Here is a 13,003-nt window from a genome sequence, read left to right on the forward strand (position 1 = left end):
ATAAATATAACAGATGAAACAGTTGAAAGTCCATAGCTTAGATAGTAGGACCAGAGGAAGCTATGTGTGTAGGAATATCGTGAAAGCGTTTGAAGTTTTGAGTAAATAGCCGTGCTAATTCTTTTGCTTTTATTTTGTATTGCTCGGAATCGCTCCAGGTTTGAATAGGATCGAGTAATTCAGACGGAACGTTTTTGATATATACAGGAACTGATGCCATATGGGCCGCCACTCCATCCCGTATTTATAAGGAAGATTTTGGAATTATATTCATTTAAGTATTTTTGAAAAAGTTGAGCATATCTAATCGGGACAAGTGGTATGAATGGTTCACCAAAAAGAGTTGAGAAGGTTGTCTGGGGTTCTGTGACGCCACGCTCAGTTCCGGCTAGCTTATACTAGTGTAAGCCAGACAAGAAATGATAAGCGGCGCTATTTTTGTTGAGTTTGGAAATTGGAGGAAGCACGCCAAAGGCATCTGCGGTCAAAAAAACTATGGTTTTAGGATGAGGTCCAGTACCTGATTTAACATGATTTGGTATATGATCCCTATAGGATATGAAACTCTGCTGTTTTCTACTAATGTGTCGTTATTAAAGTCATATTCAAGAGTTTTTGGGTCAAGTATTACGTTTTCACAAATAGCTCCGTGGCGAATTGCATTGTATATGTGGGGCTCGTTTTCTTTACTCAAATTAGGGTCTTGCCCAGTTAACCACTAATTAACAAACGAATTAGTAGGATATACTGGGAAGAAATGAAGTCTCGTTTGGTGACCGAAATTCATTTTGTTTTGGAGCAGAATATCTAGTGGATGTGGAGATTTGGGTGAGGAGGTTGATGGGAATTTGATTTTAGATCAAGAGGATTTGTACTAATCAGAAGGCTGAAATCCGCTAATTTGTGTAAATTGACGGAATTGATTCCGCTAATTTGCAAAAAACGCTAAAGAGTAGTAAAATATAATCATGATAAAAAGAATTGTAGATATCTCTAAGAATTTAAAAAAGGGGAAAGTTTTAATAGTGTATGGTCCAAGACAGGTTGGTAAAACTACTCTCATTCAAGAGTATTTATCAAAAACTTCTTTTAAATATAAATATTCCATAGGCGATGATTTGCAGTTAGCTCGTGACTTGTCTAAATGCACTATCACCTCCACTATAAATTACGTTGGAAATTATGATCTTTTGGTGATTGACGAGGCACAAAAGATTCCTAATATTGAGCTCGCTTTAAAGCTTATGGTTGACACATTCCCAGAAAAGTATTTTATAGCAACTGGCTCTTCGTCTTTTGATCTTGCCTCACAGACCGCAGAGTCTTTGACTGGTAGAAAGAATGTTATTGATCTTTATCCCATTTCACAATTTGAATTATCAAAAGACATTTCACGCGATGAGTTAATACATCAGATTGAATCATTTTTAATTTACGGTTCATATCCAGATGTTTTAAATCAAACTACCTATTTAGAAAAGGAAAAAGTAATAAAACAGCTTACAAATTCTTATCTATTAAAAGATATTTTAGAATATTGTGGAATAAAGAATTCAAACAAAATAGTCAGTATTTTAAAATTATTAGCTTTTCAAGTAGGTTCCGAGGTTTCTACTGTAGAAATTGCCAATAGTGTTGCTATTGATTCTAAAACAGTAGCTAATTATCTCGATTTATTTGAGAAATCATTTGTAATTTTTTCATTAGGAGGGTTTTCAAGAAACCTAAGAAAAGAAGTTACTAAAATGTCAAAATATTATTTTTATGATACAGGTATTAGAAATGCTTTGATTTCAAACTTTAATAAACTTGAAGATAGAAATGATATTGGACAACTTTGGGAAAATTTTCTCATGATAGAAAGACGTAAAATAAATAGTTATACAAATTTTAATACAAATTATTATTTTTGGAGGACTTATGATCAAAAAAAGGTCGATCTTATAGAAGAGAATAGTGGCAAGCTAAATGGGTTTGAATTTAAATGGCAAGAAAAACAATCAAAACCACCAAAATTATGGCTGGAAACTTACAACAATGCTTCTTTTAAAGAAATAAATAAGGAAAATTATTTAGATTTTATTACTTAAAGATTTATATCTCTTTCAACTTCATGTCCTATACAGTCTATTAGATTGGTGACCCTAATGCATTTTGTTTCGAACCAGAAATTAATTTAGATTTTTGGTTTTGGATTGCGAGGTTGATGGATGGATATTTGAATTCAAATTCTGAGAAGGAACGATTTTGTTAATTAAACTTTAAACTTATTTTCTATTATTTTGATACAATAAGGTCAATTATGAAAAACCAAACTTCAGATATCACAGAAACAGATATCCAAAAAGCAATCAAATACCTTGAAACAAACAAAGGTAAAGGAGAAGCAACTCGAGAGAACGCAATTAAGTTCTTGCAGGGAATGCAGATAACTGCTCATATGATTACGCATGATCAGGTTGATCAAGAACTTGTTAAAGAAGATAGTAGCTACAAAAGTTACCTCATGGGTGCAACTCAAATAACCGATGCAGAACTTATCGCTCTTGATATTTCAATCGAAAAAGTTGAGAGCTCTGAAAGTAGAAAGCTACTTGTTCCAGCAAGCTCGCTTGAAAGTTACAAGACAATCATTAGAGAAAAATTAGATAACGGATTCTGGAACGACATTGTGGGCGAAGATCATATTTACTTTATCTTCAAAATGACTGATGGGGAAATTAAAGAATATGAGTACAAGGAAGAAAACAGATTGGAAATCGCACAACTCTGTTCTCAACTCAATGGTGATCCACTTGAAAAAACAACTCAGTTGCTAGAATATCTGGCTGAAAATGCGTTTTATACAGATGTAGTGGTAAATTTTAAGAAAACACATTCACTATGAAAACAATTGGAATAATTGGTGGCTTAGGTCCTGAAACTACGGGGGAATTTTACTTAGGGTCTTGCCCAGTTAACCACTAATTAACAAACGAATTAGTAGGATATACTGGGAAGAAATGAGGATTCATAATCGTCGACGAATTTCTCGGCAAAAATACACCATTCTTTTTAGTAGTTTCGTGGCAGATATTAGTGCGCTGACCGCTTCCGAAATTGCTGGTGTTAATCGCAAAACAGCAGATAGATATTTCAATCTTTTCCGGCAAGCAATTTTCGAACAGGCTCTACAAGAGAGACGAAATTGTAATCTCAAGAATGGCCTTGAGCTTGATGAAAGTTATTTCGGTCCCAGAAGGGTTCGTGGAAAGCGTGGTAGGGGTGCAGGAAGAAAAATCATTGTATTCCCACTGTCCAGAGGAAAGCAGTGATGCCAATTATTCGCAGAGTAGTGGCTTCAGGTAGCGATATTTATTCAGATGGATGGAGAAGTTACGACGCTTTAGCTGTATACGGGTACAATCACAAAAAAGTTAAACATGATGAAAATGAGTTTGCCAGACCTGATGGTACACATATTAATGGAGTTGAGTCGTATTGGTCTTGGATGAAAAGGCGGCTAAACAAATTCAACGGCATCCCAAGAAGCCAGTTTGCAGCACATATGCTAGAATCAGAATGGAGATTCAATCACCGAGTTACACTCGCTGATGACTTGAAAAAGTTGCTCCGTTTACAAAGTCAACTGGGCAAGACCCGGACTTATTCGTTAAGTCCAAAAGATATCGTAGCTTTTGCAGTAGTTTAACCTTTCTTTTTGTCTAATTTATCTAATCCTAGAGCTTTAACTCCATAGTAAACTACCAATGCAATTACCAAAAAGTCGATTACAACTGAAATAAAACTACCAAGCATTATTTCAATTGAACCTGCTTTGATTGACATTGTAGCAAGTCCACCTGTTGATCCTAACACTATTCCCAGAATTGGATTAATAATATCTTTAACTAAAGAAGCCACAACTTTGGATACAGCTCCTCCAAGGATAAAACCAACAGCTAAGCCAACTACTCCTTGCTCGCGAATAAAATCAATAAATCCTTTCATACATATCACCTCCTATGTTAGGGGGAAAATTATACTATGAATTAAATTTTGGTTAATTACTTTTTTTCGAGATAATACATTTTGTAGCCACCGAATAATCGAAGAATATGTTTGTTATCAAATACTCTTAACGGGTAGGTGATTGTTCCAATTATCTTCCATTTTAATTTAGGTCTTTTCGGGACATATGCAGTGCTAGATCGAACTATCTTCCACCCAGCTCTGCTTATTAGTTTGTCCAAGCTACCTTCACCATAATGGTGTAGATGTCCAAATTTATTCTCGGTAAATTTCCAACCATCAAATATTTTAGCTTTCTTGAGAAATTTATAGAACAATGAGTCTTCGATAGGTGCTTTAACTACAACCCTATTTCCTAGATCTCCTAGTTTTTGTAAAAATTTGTAATCATTTTTAATATGTTCGACGATGTCTATACAGATAATAAGGTCAAATATACTTTTTGGTCTATAGCTGAAAATATCTGTGACCTTCCAGGTAACTTCATGTTTGGTGTCTAGCTCTCTAGCTTTTTCGATTATAGTTTTAGATATGTCTATTCCTACAATTTTTTCGATGGACAGTTTTGAGCCTAAGATTAAGGATATTTTTCCGGCGCCACAAGCAACGTCTAGTAATGAATTAACAGTAATATTGGAGGGAAGGATATGTAATATTTCAGCCGCTTTAAACTCTGAATCTTCTATATGAAGGCCAGGGTTTTTTCTTATATATTCTTTTGTATAGTCCATAAGCGTAGGTCGCTGTCGCTAAAGCTTTGGCGGTGTTTTTTGATTGATGTTCGAACTTTTTTTGACGAAAATCCTGAAAACTAATTTGGACTCGGCTTTCGTCCCGCCCGCAGGAGGGGTCTGGGGAGGAATGCGGGCGGGTTTTTGAACCTTTCCTTTTTCGCTTCCGAATTTCGTGCCAGTTGAAAACTGGCGCGCCACCTTTTATTTTCCGGCTTTTTTTGCCGCCTCTTCAATCCAATTTCCCATGTTTGTATATCCGTCATTATTTACCCAATCATATGTCGGATAAATACTTGAAAGCAATACCTTTTGCCCGTTCCTTGTTATCGACCAATCTTCAAATGGATTTTTTCCTTTGCTACTCGTAAGACCCTTGCTATTTTTTTGGTTGTGAACATAAATGCCCAAAAGACCATTTCCTTTTTTATGACTACTCGTTATTTCGTAGTTTATCCATTTTCTACCAGCAGTGGTTGACCCAATTAAAACAACTGTTACTGATGTTCCGTCTAACTGGTTATCAATCCATTTTTCTATTTCGAAATCTTGTTTTTTCTTTACTTCTTCCCACTAGACAGAATCAAAAAACCCAGCTGATTTTCTGTCTTGCGTAACCCAACTATTTCTTATTTGGGAAGCTCTCCAACAGTCGGGAGCATAATGAAAACTAAAAAATGTTTTTCTTGCCATAATTTTATTTTAACTGATATATGATAAAAAATGCTATGCCAACCAAAGGCAGATAGAAAACTAAAAGAGTTGTAGAAAACATCGCAAAGATAAGAGTATTATTCTTGAGTTTTTGATACTCACTTATATCCATAGAAAAATCAACCTCCTCCTCTTTTAGTTTTCTAACATGATTATACAAATCTCTGTATGAACGCTCTTGGGATAGAAAATATCCGTCTAAAATCCAAAAAATAAGGACGATAATAATCAAAAAATAGAAAACACAGTCAGGACTATTATTTTTTGAAAACAACGCAAGTAGCGCCCCAATCATGGTGATTGTCCAACCTTTTAGAAAAAATAAATTGCCAGCCATTCGACCGATAATTGTTTGTATAAATTCAAGATGTTTTCGTTTATTTTTCATAATTTTTTACTCTATCATTTGCTAAATTAACATATTTTTTCTCTTTTTCAATTCCAATCCAGTTCCTACCAAGCGCTTTTGCTACCACTGCTGTTGTTCCACTTCCTAGAAATGGATCAAGAATTAAATCACCTTTGTTGCTCGCTGTTAGCAAGATTTGCTGGATAAGTTTCAACGGTTTTTGTGTTGGATGTGCCTTTATACCATTTACATCTTTTAATCTTTCTTGCCTTCTGCACAGACCAAAAATCCAATCTGTATCCTTCATTTGTTTTCCACCATTCATTTTTTTCAAAAATTCATAATTAAAAGTATATCCTTTAGAATTTTTATCTTTGACAGACCAAATTATTGTTTCGTGATTATTTGTAAATCTTCGTCCGTTAAGGTTTGGCAGTGCGTCAGTTTTTACCCAAATAATATCATTTAAGAACCAAAAGCCAAGATCTTGCATAATTTTGCCAACTCGAAAAATATTATGGTACATACCAATAACCCAAAAAGTTCCAGTTGGCTTTAATATTCTTTGACATTCCTTAATCCAACTTTTGGTAAAATTATCATAATCTTCATAACTTTCAAATTGATCCCATTCATCATCAACGGGTATAATTTCTGAACCATCAGCCCTTTTTAGTCTTTTCCCTTTTGGTAACTGTAAATAATAGGGTGGGTCTGCAAAAATTAAATCAACAGAATTATCGGAGATTTTTTTCATTTCTTCGATACAATCGCCGTGTATAATTGTGTTGGTAAATTCTTGCATATTAAATCAGAAATTATAAACAACGAGATGTTCAACATCTCTGTCGTTTCTACCTTTAACATTATAAAGATAAGTTTTCTCAAACTTATCAATCTTTATCCCTTTTTTATTCTTATACAAGTCCAAAATAAAGGGGGTATTTTTAATTATAAGAATAAATTTAGCCTGCATGTCATAAAGGCACTTCGCTAATCTTTCTTGGTCTTTTTTATCAAAAGTTTTTTTTTCATAATCGCTGAAATCAGTATCATACGGCGGATCTAAGAAAATAAAATCATTTTTGTTCAAATCTTTTCGGGTTAGAATTTCTTCAAAATCAGTATTCAAAATTTCAGCATTTTCAAATACTTTTTCCACCTCATCACTAAATATGTAATCTACCTTGCTTCTAAGGTCTTTATTGTTGTATGCAATTCCTCCGTAAGGAATGTTAAAATCACCTTTAGCGTTAAATCTAAACATCGAAGCATAACAAAATTCTCTAATAAAATAGTAGTTAGAAATTTTTTTGGCTAAAGAAGTTTTATACTTCGAACCATTTTTATTCATCACATCTCGAAAGTGCATATAAAATCCACTTCTAAAAGCAGTTTCAATATTTTTATGCAAATCTCCGTCAGGTAATGTCCCTCGCTCTTTTTCAATCTTTTTTGTTCTGCTTATTTTAGAAATTAGATTCTTTATTATTTCTTGAAGTAGATTATTTGGATCAAGGGCAAATTTTTCTAAAAATAAACCGTTAAACTGATCTTCTTTGGATTTTAATTTTTCGGTTATAATTTCTTTTGCCTCTTTTTCGGTTTTTTTATCGTTCTTATAATCATCATAAAGTTTAACGATCTCATTTTCGAATATATTTATGTACTTTGGAATTTTTTCCCAGTTATCAACATAATCGTACAAACAACTCTTAAACTCAGCCTTGTTTTTTTCGCCTTTAATAAAACGGTAAAATTTAATTAACTCTTCACAGATGTCATTTATTATTGCTTTTTGAGGTTGAAGTTTAAAAAATATTGCGCCACCACCAAAAAATGGCTCGATATAACGCGTGTGTTTAGGTATGAGATTTTTTATTTGCTCATACTCTTTAGATTTTCCGCCTGGCCATTTAATAAGTGGTTGCATAATTATCCTAAATAAGTTTTTTTAATCGAATCCAGTGAACTTTTAATAAGTCCCGCTTTTTCTTTATAAGCTTCAAGAACAATATTGTATCCATCATCTGACTTACAGACAAAATCCCAAAAATCTTTCCCAATTAAAAGCTCATCATCAGAAAAATATTGCCGAACCCTTTCTTGTTTCCATGGTTTGCCTTCACCAAATCGATTATATGCTGTTGCAAAAAATACCTTGATATTCGTTTCTTTCGGTAAAGTGTTTGATAAAATTGCAAATTGCTCTAACAACGCCTCTTTTTCTGATCGAGCTTTTTTATTATCCAAATCGCCACCAATCTTCAATTCAATTAAATAATTATCACTTGTATCTTTATCAATTAAGTAATAATCACTATCATGTCTTTTTGTAACAAGTGATTGTTCCGCTGGCTTGACTCGCAAAAACTGATAATCTTCCGCGGAAGGTGGCGTTATTTCTCGTCGTTTGTATTTTTCTAATAATTCAGCCATATCCTGAGTTTGTTTTAGACTTAATGGTCCTTCAACATTTTGTCTAACTCCATAAGATAATTTGGCGATGTTTATGGCCATTTTTTCCAGCATATTCCCTAAAGAGCTATCAAGAGAACGCACTAGTGCTGTGTAGTATTGAATTTCTGGCCCAAGAACAGCAATGAAAACATTGTGAATTTTCATATTCAATGTACCCTCTGGGTCTTCTAATTCGCCCTCATGTCTTCCCTGAAATCCAACAGCAAACGATTCAACGGATGCATGAACGATTGATCTTATAGCTTCGTTTTTATCTAATGTGTTTTGTGTCATAAAATTATTCCTAAATTATTTTATTAAATCATCAACACCAACTTCAAGCGCCTTGGCGATCTTAGTTAGTGTTTCAATGGTCGGGTTTGTATTTACTCCGTTTTCAACCTTAACAATGGTGTTAAGTGATAAATCGGCAAGGCGAGCAATCTTTTCGAGAGATAGCCCCTTTTTAGCCCGCAGTTTCTTTAAGTTTTCAGCAATTTTATTATTTGACATATCTTTTCTAATTGTATAACTATATAGTATATAGAATATAATATAAAGGTTTCTTTCTTGATACTATAATGATAACTAATTTAAACAATTTTGTAAACGAATCTTTGGGGAGTTCCTTAGCGTTGCCCGCGAATGGGCTGGCTTCCTTATTGAGGGTTTTGCTCAAAAAATGTTCGAACTTCGTTCAGAAAACACTGCTAAAGCTTTGGCGGAGAGGACAGGATTCGAACCTGCAATCCGCCATAGGCGGAGCCGGTTTTCGAAACCGGTGCATTACCATTCTGCCACCTCTCCATCAAGTGCCAGAGAGAGGATTTGAACCTCCACGAGATTGCTCTCACTACGCCCTGAACGTAGCGCGTCTACCGTTTCGCCACTCTGGCCTAGATATTCATTTTACCACCAGTCTTGCTATAATTAGCCCCAAATGCTTTTGTAGTTTAATGGATAGAACACGGCCCTCCGAAGGCTGAAATGTGGGTTCGATTCCCGCCGAAAGCACAATTAGGATAAATAGAAAGATCAAAGTAAAATAACAGATAGGGAGGGAGGAGTCGGATAGCGGTTTATTCCACAGACCTGGAAAGTCTGCGTCCTTTACTGGACTCGTGGGTTCGAATCCCACCTCCTCCGCCAGAAGTGATACTATCATCTTCAAACATACGAATAGACTGATACAATGGGCTAATTGTGGTGTTCGAATAGCCCGGATAGCTCCATAACATCCCAGATGGAAATATCGAACACAAAAGGACTCTGATCTGGCTAAGATTAGACATTTGATACGTTTTGCCTAAATTATTAAACTTCTCCTGCATAAAGTTAACAATTGATTCAAGATTATATTTTGCTAACGACTCGTCACTTTTTGCTATTTGTAAAGATAGTATCTGTTCCTCAATAAGTTTATTTTGCTCTTTAAATATTTCATCAGAATAGACACCAGTTAGATTTTTCTGAATCAATGATTGCCGAAGGGTTTGAAGTTTTTTTAGTTCACTATCAGCCTCTTCTTTTCGTTTCTGTAATTGTTTAATTCGCTGGTAATAAGTCCTTCTTAACAATGCAATAAACGCATCTAGATATTCTTTTGTAGGAGTAATAGTAGATAAAAGATAAATCATGGCGTTATTCATATCATCCATTGGAATCGACTTCATACCGCATCTTTTTCTACAAAAATAATACCCGTACTTTGAGCGTTTCCCCTTACTCCAAGCACCAGTTAAAGGTGTGCCACAGTTCTGACAGAGGACTATTCTTCGTAGTGGGAATTCAGTATTATCTCTATTTTTTCTTGCTAAACGGACGTTAATATACGATTAATGGTTTGTGGTAATAATGGTCGCTCTTTACTTCTAGAAGTTTGACATAAACCCCATTCGTTCATGATAGTTGCCATTTCTTAATAGGGTTTTTGTGCCGGTTGCCATGAGCTCCCATGCGGCTTTTATTTTATCCTTGATATGATCATTGTCAAGAAGTGTATTATCTACATCAATATAAAAAACAGTGCGGGGTTTTTCTTTTGTTGTTTGTCTTATTGCTGACATATTAATCACTTTACTCAAGATATAATTATATTCTTATTATATAAGATGGATATGAAACTGGATAATAATCCACAAAAAAATCAAAGAATACCGATTTTAGCATTCAGTTTACATTGACCAATCCTCGTTGGGAACACATTCCCATAATAGTAAAGGCAGGTAAACGGACAGGACAAGCGCGAAAGGACATTATTATTATTTTTAAACACCCAGGTCCATATGAACCCGAAAGAAGAAATAAAAATTCAATTCTGGTCGAAAAAACCTGGACTCACCATGGAAGTACAAAAGGCAGATTTCAACTTTGAGTATCAGGAAAAAAGTACCGCAACTCAGTATACCGATGAATATGAGAAGTTACTCTTTGATTGTTCAGTAACAATTGAACAAATGCGGGAAGTGGATAGACTCATGGTTGAGGAGGTTGGCGTATCGATTCTTATGATGATGGAAAATGCTTCAAGAAATATTGCACTATTGTCACGCCGAATGCTGGGAGGGAGTGTAAAAAATAAAAGGATAGTTATTCTTTGTGGAAAAGGAAATAATGGAGGAGATGGACTGGGGGCAGCCCGACATTTGATAAATCTTGGCGCTGATGTTGCATGTTTTCTATCAACAACTTCTTCGGAGCTACGGACAGATGCGCGAGTGCAATACACCGTGCTTAAAAACATCGAAGCGCCTATCTATGAGCCTTCCAATAGTGCTTTAGATTCTATGCTAACAAGAGCCGATCTTATTATCGATGCTCTTTTAGGATATAACATCCAGGAAAATCCAAAAGAACCTCTAGCATCACTTATTCGATCCGCCAATAATGCAGATAAACCAGTACTCGCAGTTGATATTCCCTCAGGGCTGAATGGCGATACCGGAGAAGCTTCTGATTCTACTATGCGGGCAACAACAACCCTCACTCTTGCTCTTCCAAAGGTCGGCTTACTGACAGACAAAGCAAGGGATTATGTAGGAGAATTATATGTAGCCGATCTATCTGTGCCCGAAGCAGTTTATGAGAAGCTTAACATTCATATCCAGAATATATTTGAACACGAAGAAATTATAAAAATATCTTAACTATGGAATTCATCAGTGAGACATTACAAGTCGCTGGAGAGATAATAATTGGCATCACTGCGATTATGGTTCATAGACGGGTATGGAAGGAGCATAAAATAAATAATCGCGTTTATAATGAAATGAAACGTGAACAATTTATTGGCATTGTAGGAATCGTGTTACTCATTATTGGTTACCTTATAAAAATATTAGGGAAATAAAACGGATAGCGTTTTTTGGTTGCTCATGTGGTAAAAAGGGCGATCCACATTTTGATGGCGCCTATGACACTGCGATGGAAATTGTGCAGTCGGGAAGATGAATAGTTAATGGTGGTGAGCCGGGAGTGATGCTTGCTGCAACTCTTGGAGCAAAAAAGGCGAATGGTAAAACAACTGTTGTATGTTATAAACCTGAGCTTGCGACTCTTTTTGAGGGAGGGAAAAAGTGAAGTAGCAACAAACTTTGCAGATAAGTCTTACGAGGAAGCCAATTATATAATGAGGACGAAAAAATTACTTGAGCTGGCAGACACATATATCATATTCAACGATGGAACAGGGACAGTATCAGAATTTGCTATAGCATGGAGACTTGCCCGGCTTTAAGATAGATTTGTTCATCTCCGCCAGTGGTCTTAATAATTACCTTAGAATCCGCATTTGGTATATTCTTAACGTAATAATTTATTGTCGTCGTACATAATTTATTTAATTGCAAAAAATGACCTTTTGTTTAATTCGTCAAGCAACGATTTTTTATTCTCAAATCGTCGGCACTCCATCTTGTAGCAATCCTGATACTCCTGCCCTTTAAGTTGAATGCTGTTAACGGGCAAACTCGAGCAATCTAAACTCTCTTGAGAATGAACCTCATGGAAATTTCCCAATTTATAATAAACCACCAGGTTATAAAAGTCACTGGATAAAGGTATTTTATATTTCAAATTCCTTTCATCAACTTCTCCCAAAATTAAACTTGATCTTCTTAAGGCTTCCTCTGCTATGGAAATACTGGATGGGGTGGGATTATCAAAAAAAGATGCTTCTACCGGTTGAAAATCCCCGTCTGTAATACTTTCCATCCATTTTTCTTCTTTGGAATACTCTATTAACTTAGAACGCAATTTTTTAACTAGTTCCAAATTAGTAAAATCCTCCTCATATACGTAGGTCGAAAGCAGTAAAGTTGTGGCGTAATCTTCTAGAAAGGGTTGTTTTTGTAAATGATCTTCAAAAGAACTGTGGGCAAGTATTTCGTCATTCCAATGAGCCGTTATCAATTGTTGGTATAAGTATAACCCCCGCTTTTTATAAGAATCATTTTTAAGGTATCTGCCGGCAATTAAAAAAGCAATTCCTAAAAGGGCATTCCAGCTGGTAATAATTTTCCGGTCTTTATCAGGTTGAACCTTCTTATTTCTTATTTCCAGGAGTTTCCGTTCTATGCTTGGTAGGAATTTGTTAGTTTTTTTAACTAAATGCAGCTTTCCTTCTAATTCATTCTCCTGCGATAGATCATATATCTCTCTGAAATCCTGCCACTCTGTTTCAGATAAAATCTCCTTAAGTTCATCTTGGCTCCAAAGATAGGTTGCTCCTTCAGCGTGT

20 protein-coding genes, 4 tRNA genes and 2 pseudogenes are annotated in these 13,003 nt (G+C 35.2%); 9 read left to right on the plus strand and 17 right to left on the minus strand.

Annotation, left to right across the window (positions count from 1 at the left end; all coding sequences use genetic code 11):
* Window positions 1–37: 37 nt before the first annotated feature.
* The 4 genes and pseudogenes from CO050_00625 to CO050_00640 form a co-directional block, all read right to left on the minus strand.
* Window positions 38–232 carry a hypothetical protein gene (locus CO050_00625; protein ID PJC32229.1) on the minus strand — a complete coding sequence of 65 codons (195 nt, stop codon included), beginning with the start codon at window positions 230–232 and terminating at the stop codon, window positions 38–40.
* Window positions 180–395: pseudogene (locus CO050_00630) on the minus strand (phosphoenolpyruvate carboxykinase (ATP)). The gene CO050_00625 and the pseudogene CO050_00630 overlap by 53 nt, the downstream one beginning before the upstream one ends.
* 3 nt (window positions 396–398) lie before the next feature.
* Window positions 399–584, minus strand: coding sequence for a hypothetical protein (locus CO050_00635; protein PJC32230.1), 186 nt, complete (start codon window positions 582–584; stop codon window positions 399–401).
* On the minus strand, window positions 494–694 hold the full coding sequence (locus CO050_00640; GenBank protein ID PJC32231.1) for a hypothetical protein: 201 nt from the start codon (window positions 692–694) through the stop codon (window positions 494–496). Before CO050_00640 ends, CO050_00635 begins: the two co-directional genes overlap by 91 nt.
* 274 nt (window positions 695–968) lie before the next feature.
* On the opposite strand from CO050_00640, the gene CO050_00645 reads away from it, so the two are divergent.
* The 4 genes from CO050_00645 to CO050_00660 all read left to right on the plus strand — a co-directional run bounded on the left by CO050_00645 (window position 969) and on the right by CO050_00660 (window position 3,691).
* Window positions 969–2,090, plus strand: a complete 1,122-nt coding sequence (locus tag CO050_00645) for a hypothetical protein (protein PJC32232.1) — start codon at window positions 969–971, stop codon at window positions 2,088–2,090.
* Window positions 2,091–2,302: 212 nt separating this feature from the next.
* Entirely contained in the window at window positions 2,303–2,887 is a 585-nt protein-coding gene (locus CO050_00650) for a hypothetical protein (GenBank protein PJC32233.1), read from the plus strand.
* Window positions 2,888–3,002: 115 nt separating this feature from the next.
* Window positions 3,003–3,314 carry a hypothetical protein gene (locus CO050_00655; GenBank protein ID PJC32234.1) on the plus strand — a complete coding sequence of 104 codons (312 nt, stop codon included), beginning with the start codon at window positions 3,003–3,005 and terminating at the stop codon, window positions 3,312–3,314.
* The gene (locus tag CO050_00660) at window positions 3,314–3,691 is read left to right on the plus strand and encodes a hypothetical protein (GenBank protein PJC32235.1); all 378 of its coding nucleotides are present in this window, start codon (window positions 3,314–3,316) and stop codon (window positions 3,689–3,691) included. Before CO050_00655 ends, CO050_00660 begins: the two co-directional genes overlap by 1 nt.
* Here the strand turns inward: CO050_00660 and CO050_00665 are convergent.
* The 11 genes and pseudogenes from CO050_00665 to CO050_00715 form a co-directional block, all read right to left on the minus strand.
* Window positions 3,688–3,990 (minus strand): large conductance mechanosensitive channel protein MscL, encoded by a 303-nt coding sequence (locus CO050_00665; GenBank protein PJC32236.1) that lies wholly within the window; start codon window positions 3,988–3,990, stop codon window positions 3,688–3,690. The two genes, CO050_00660 and CO050_00665, sit on opposite strands and share 4 nt — an antisense overlap.
* A gap of 56 nt (window positions 3,991–4,046) precedes the next feature.
* The gene (locus CO050_00670) at window positions 4,047–4,742 is read right to left on the minus strand and encodes a hypothetical protein (protein ID PJC32237.1); all 696 of its coding nucleotides are present in this window, start codon (window positions 4,740–4,742) and stop codon (window positions 4,047–4,049) included.
* An 18-nt stretch (window positions 4,743–4,760) separates the two neighbouring features.
* The gene (locus tag CO050_00675) at window positions 4,761–4,943 is read right to left on the minus strand and encodes a hypothetical protein (protein ID PJC32238.1); all 183 of its coding nucleotides are present in this window, start codon (window positions 4,941–4,943) and stop codon (window positions 4,761–4,763) included.
* 3 nt (window positions 4,944–4,946) lie between these two features.
* Window positions 4,947–5,435 (minus strand): annotated as a pseudogene (locus CO050_00680) (TIR-like domain-containing protein).
* A gap of 4 nt (window positions 5,436–5,439) precedes the next feature.
* Entirely contained in the window at window positions 5,440–5,844 is a 405-nt protein-coding gene (locus CO050_00685) for a hypothetical protein (protein PJC32239.1), read from the minus strand.
* Window positions 5,834–6,610 (minus strand): hypothetical protein, encoded by a 777-nt coding sequence (locus CO050_00690; GenBank protein PJC32240.1) that lies wholly within the window; start codon window positions 6,608–6,610, stop codon window positions 5,834–5,836. Before CO050_00690 ends, CO050_00685 begins: the two co-directional genes overlap by 11 nt.
* Window positions 6,611–6,616: 6 nt before the next feature.
* Window positions 6,617–7,738, minus strand: a complete 1,122-nt coding sequence (locus CO050_00695) for a DNA adenine methylase (protein ID PJC32241.1) — start codon at window positions 7,736–7,738, stop codon at window positions 6,617–6,619.
* 2 nt (window positions 7,739–7,740) lie between these two features.
* Window positions 7,741–8,559 carry a TdeIII family type II restriction endonuclease gene (locus CO050_00700; protein PJC32242.1) on the minus strand — a complete coding sequence of 273 codons (819 nt, stop codon included), beginning with the start codon at window positions 8,557–8,559 and terminating at the stop codon, window positions 7,741–7,743.
* A gap of 15 nt (window positions 8,560–8,574) precedes the next feature.
* Window positions 8,575–8,778, minus strand: coding sequence for a DNA-binding protein (locus tag CO050_00705; protein ID PJC32243.1), 204 nt, complete (start codon window positions 8,776–8,778; stop codon window positions 8,575–8,577).
* A 206-nt stretch (window positions 8,779–8,984) separates the two neighbouring features.
* Window positions 8,985–9,072: transfer RNA gene (locus tag CO050_00710), tRNA-Ser, on the minus strand.
* Window positions 9,073–9,078: 6 nt separating this feature from the next.
* Window positions 9,079–9,161, minus strand: a tRNA-Leu gene (locus CO050_00715).
* Between the two features lie 46 nt (window positions 9,162–9,207).
* Here CO050_00715 and CO050_00720 point away from each other — a divergent pair.
* A tRNA-Arg gene (locus tag CO050_00720) sits at window positions 9,208–9,282 on the plus strand.
* Window positions 9,283–9,325: 43 nt separating this feature from the next.
* Window positions 9,326–9,414, plus strand: a tRNA-Ser gene (locus tag CO050_00725).
* Window positions 9,415–10,136: 722 nt separating this feature from the next.
* On the opposite strand, the gene CO050_00730 is transcribed toward CO050_00725, so the two are convergent.
* Complete coding sequence (locus CO050_00730) at window positions 10,137–10,331, minus strand: hypothetical protein (GenBank protein PJC32244.1); 195 nt, start codon at window positions 10,329–10,331, stop codon at window positions 10,137–10,139.
* 219 nt (window positions 10,332–10,550) lie between these two features.
* Between CO050_00730 and CO050_00735 the strand changes: the two genes are divergently transcribed.
* The 3 genes from CO050_00735 to CO050_00745 all read left to right on the plus strand — a co-directional run bounded on the left by CO050_00735 (window position 10,551) and on the right by CO050_00745 (window position 12,001).
* Window positions 10,551–11,411 carry an NAD(P)H-hydrate epimerase gene (locus CO050_00735; GenBank protein PJC32245.1) on the plus strand — a complete coding sequence of 287 codons (861 nt, stop codon included), beginning with the start codon at window positions 10,551–10,553 and terminating at the stop codon, window positions 11,409–11,411.
* Between the two features lie 2 nt (window positions 11,412–11,413).
* A complete protein-coding gene (locus CO050_00740) occupies window positions 11,414–11,614 on the plus strand; it encodes a hypothetical protein (GenBank protein PJC32246.1) in 201 nt (66 codons plus the stop codon).
* A 162-nt stretch (window positions 11,615–11,776) separates the two neighbouring features.
* Window positions 11,777–12,001 (plus strand): hypothetical protein, encoded by a 225-nt coding sequence (locus tag CO050_00745; protein ID PJC32247.1) that lies wholly within the window; start codon window positions 11,777–11,779, stop codon window positions 11,999–12,001.
* 98 nt (window positions 12,002–12,099) lie between these two features.
* On the opposite strand, the gene CO050_00750 is transcribed toward CO050_00745, so the two are convergent.
* The coding region (locus CO050_00750; protein ID PJC32248.1) for a hypothetical protein at window positions 12,100–13,003 on the minus strand (904 nt) is incomplete at its 5' end.

Source organism: Candidatus Roizmanbacteria bacterium CG_4_9_14_0_2_um_filter_38_17 (assembly GCA_002788855.1).
Taxonomy (GTDB): domain Bacteria; phylum Patescibacteriota; class Microgenomatia.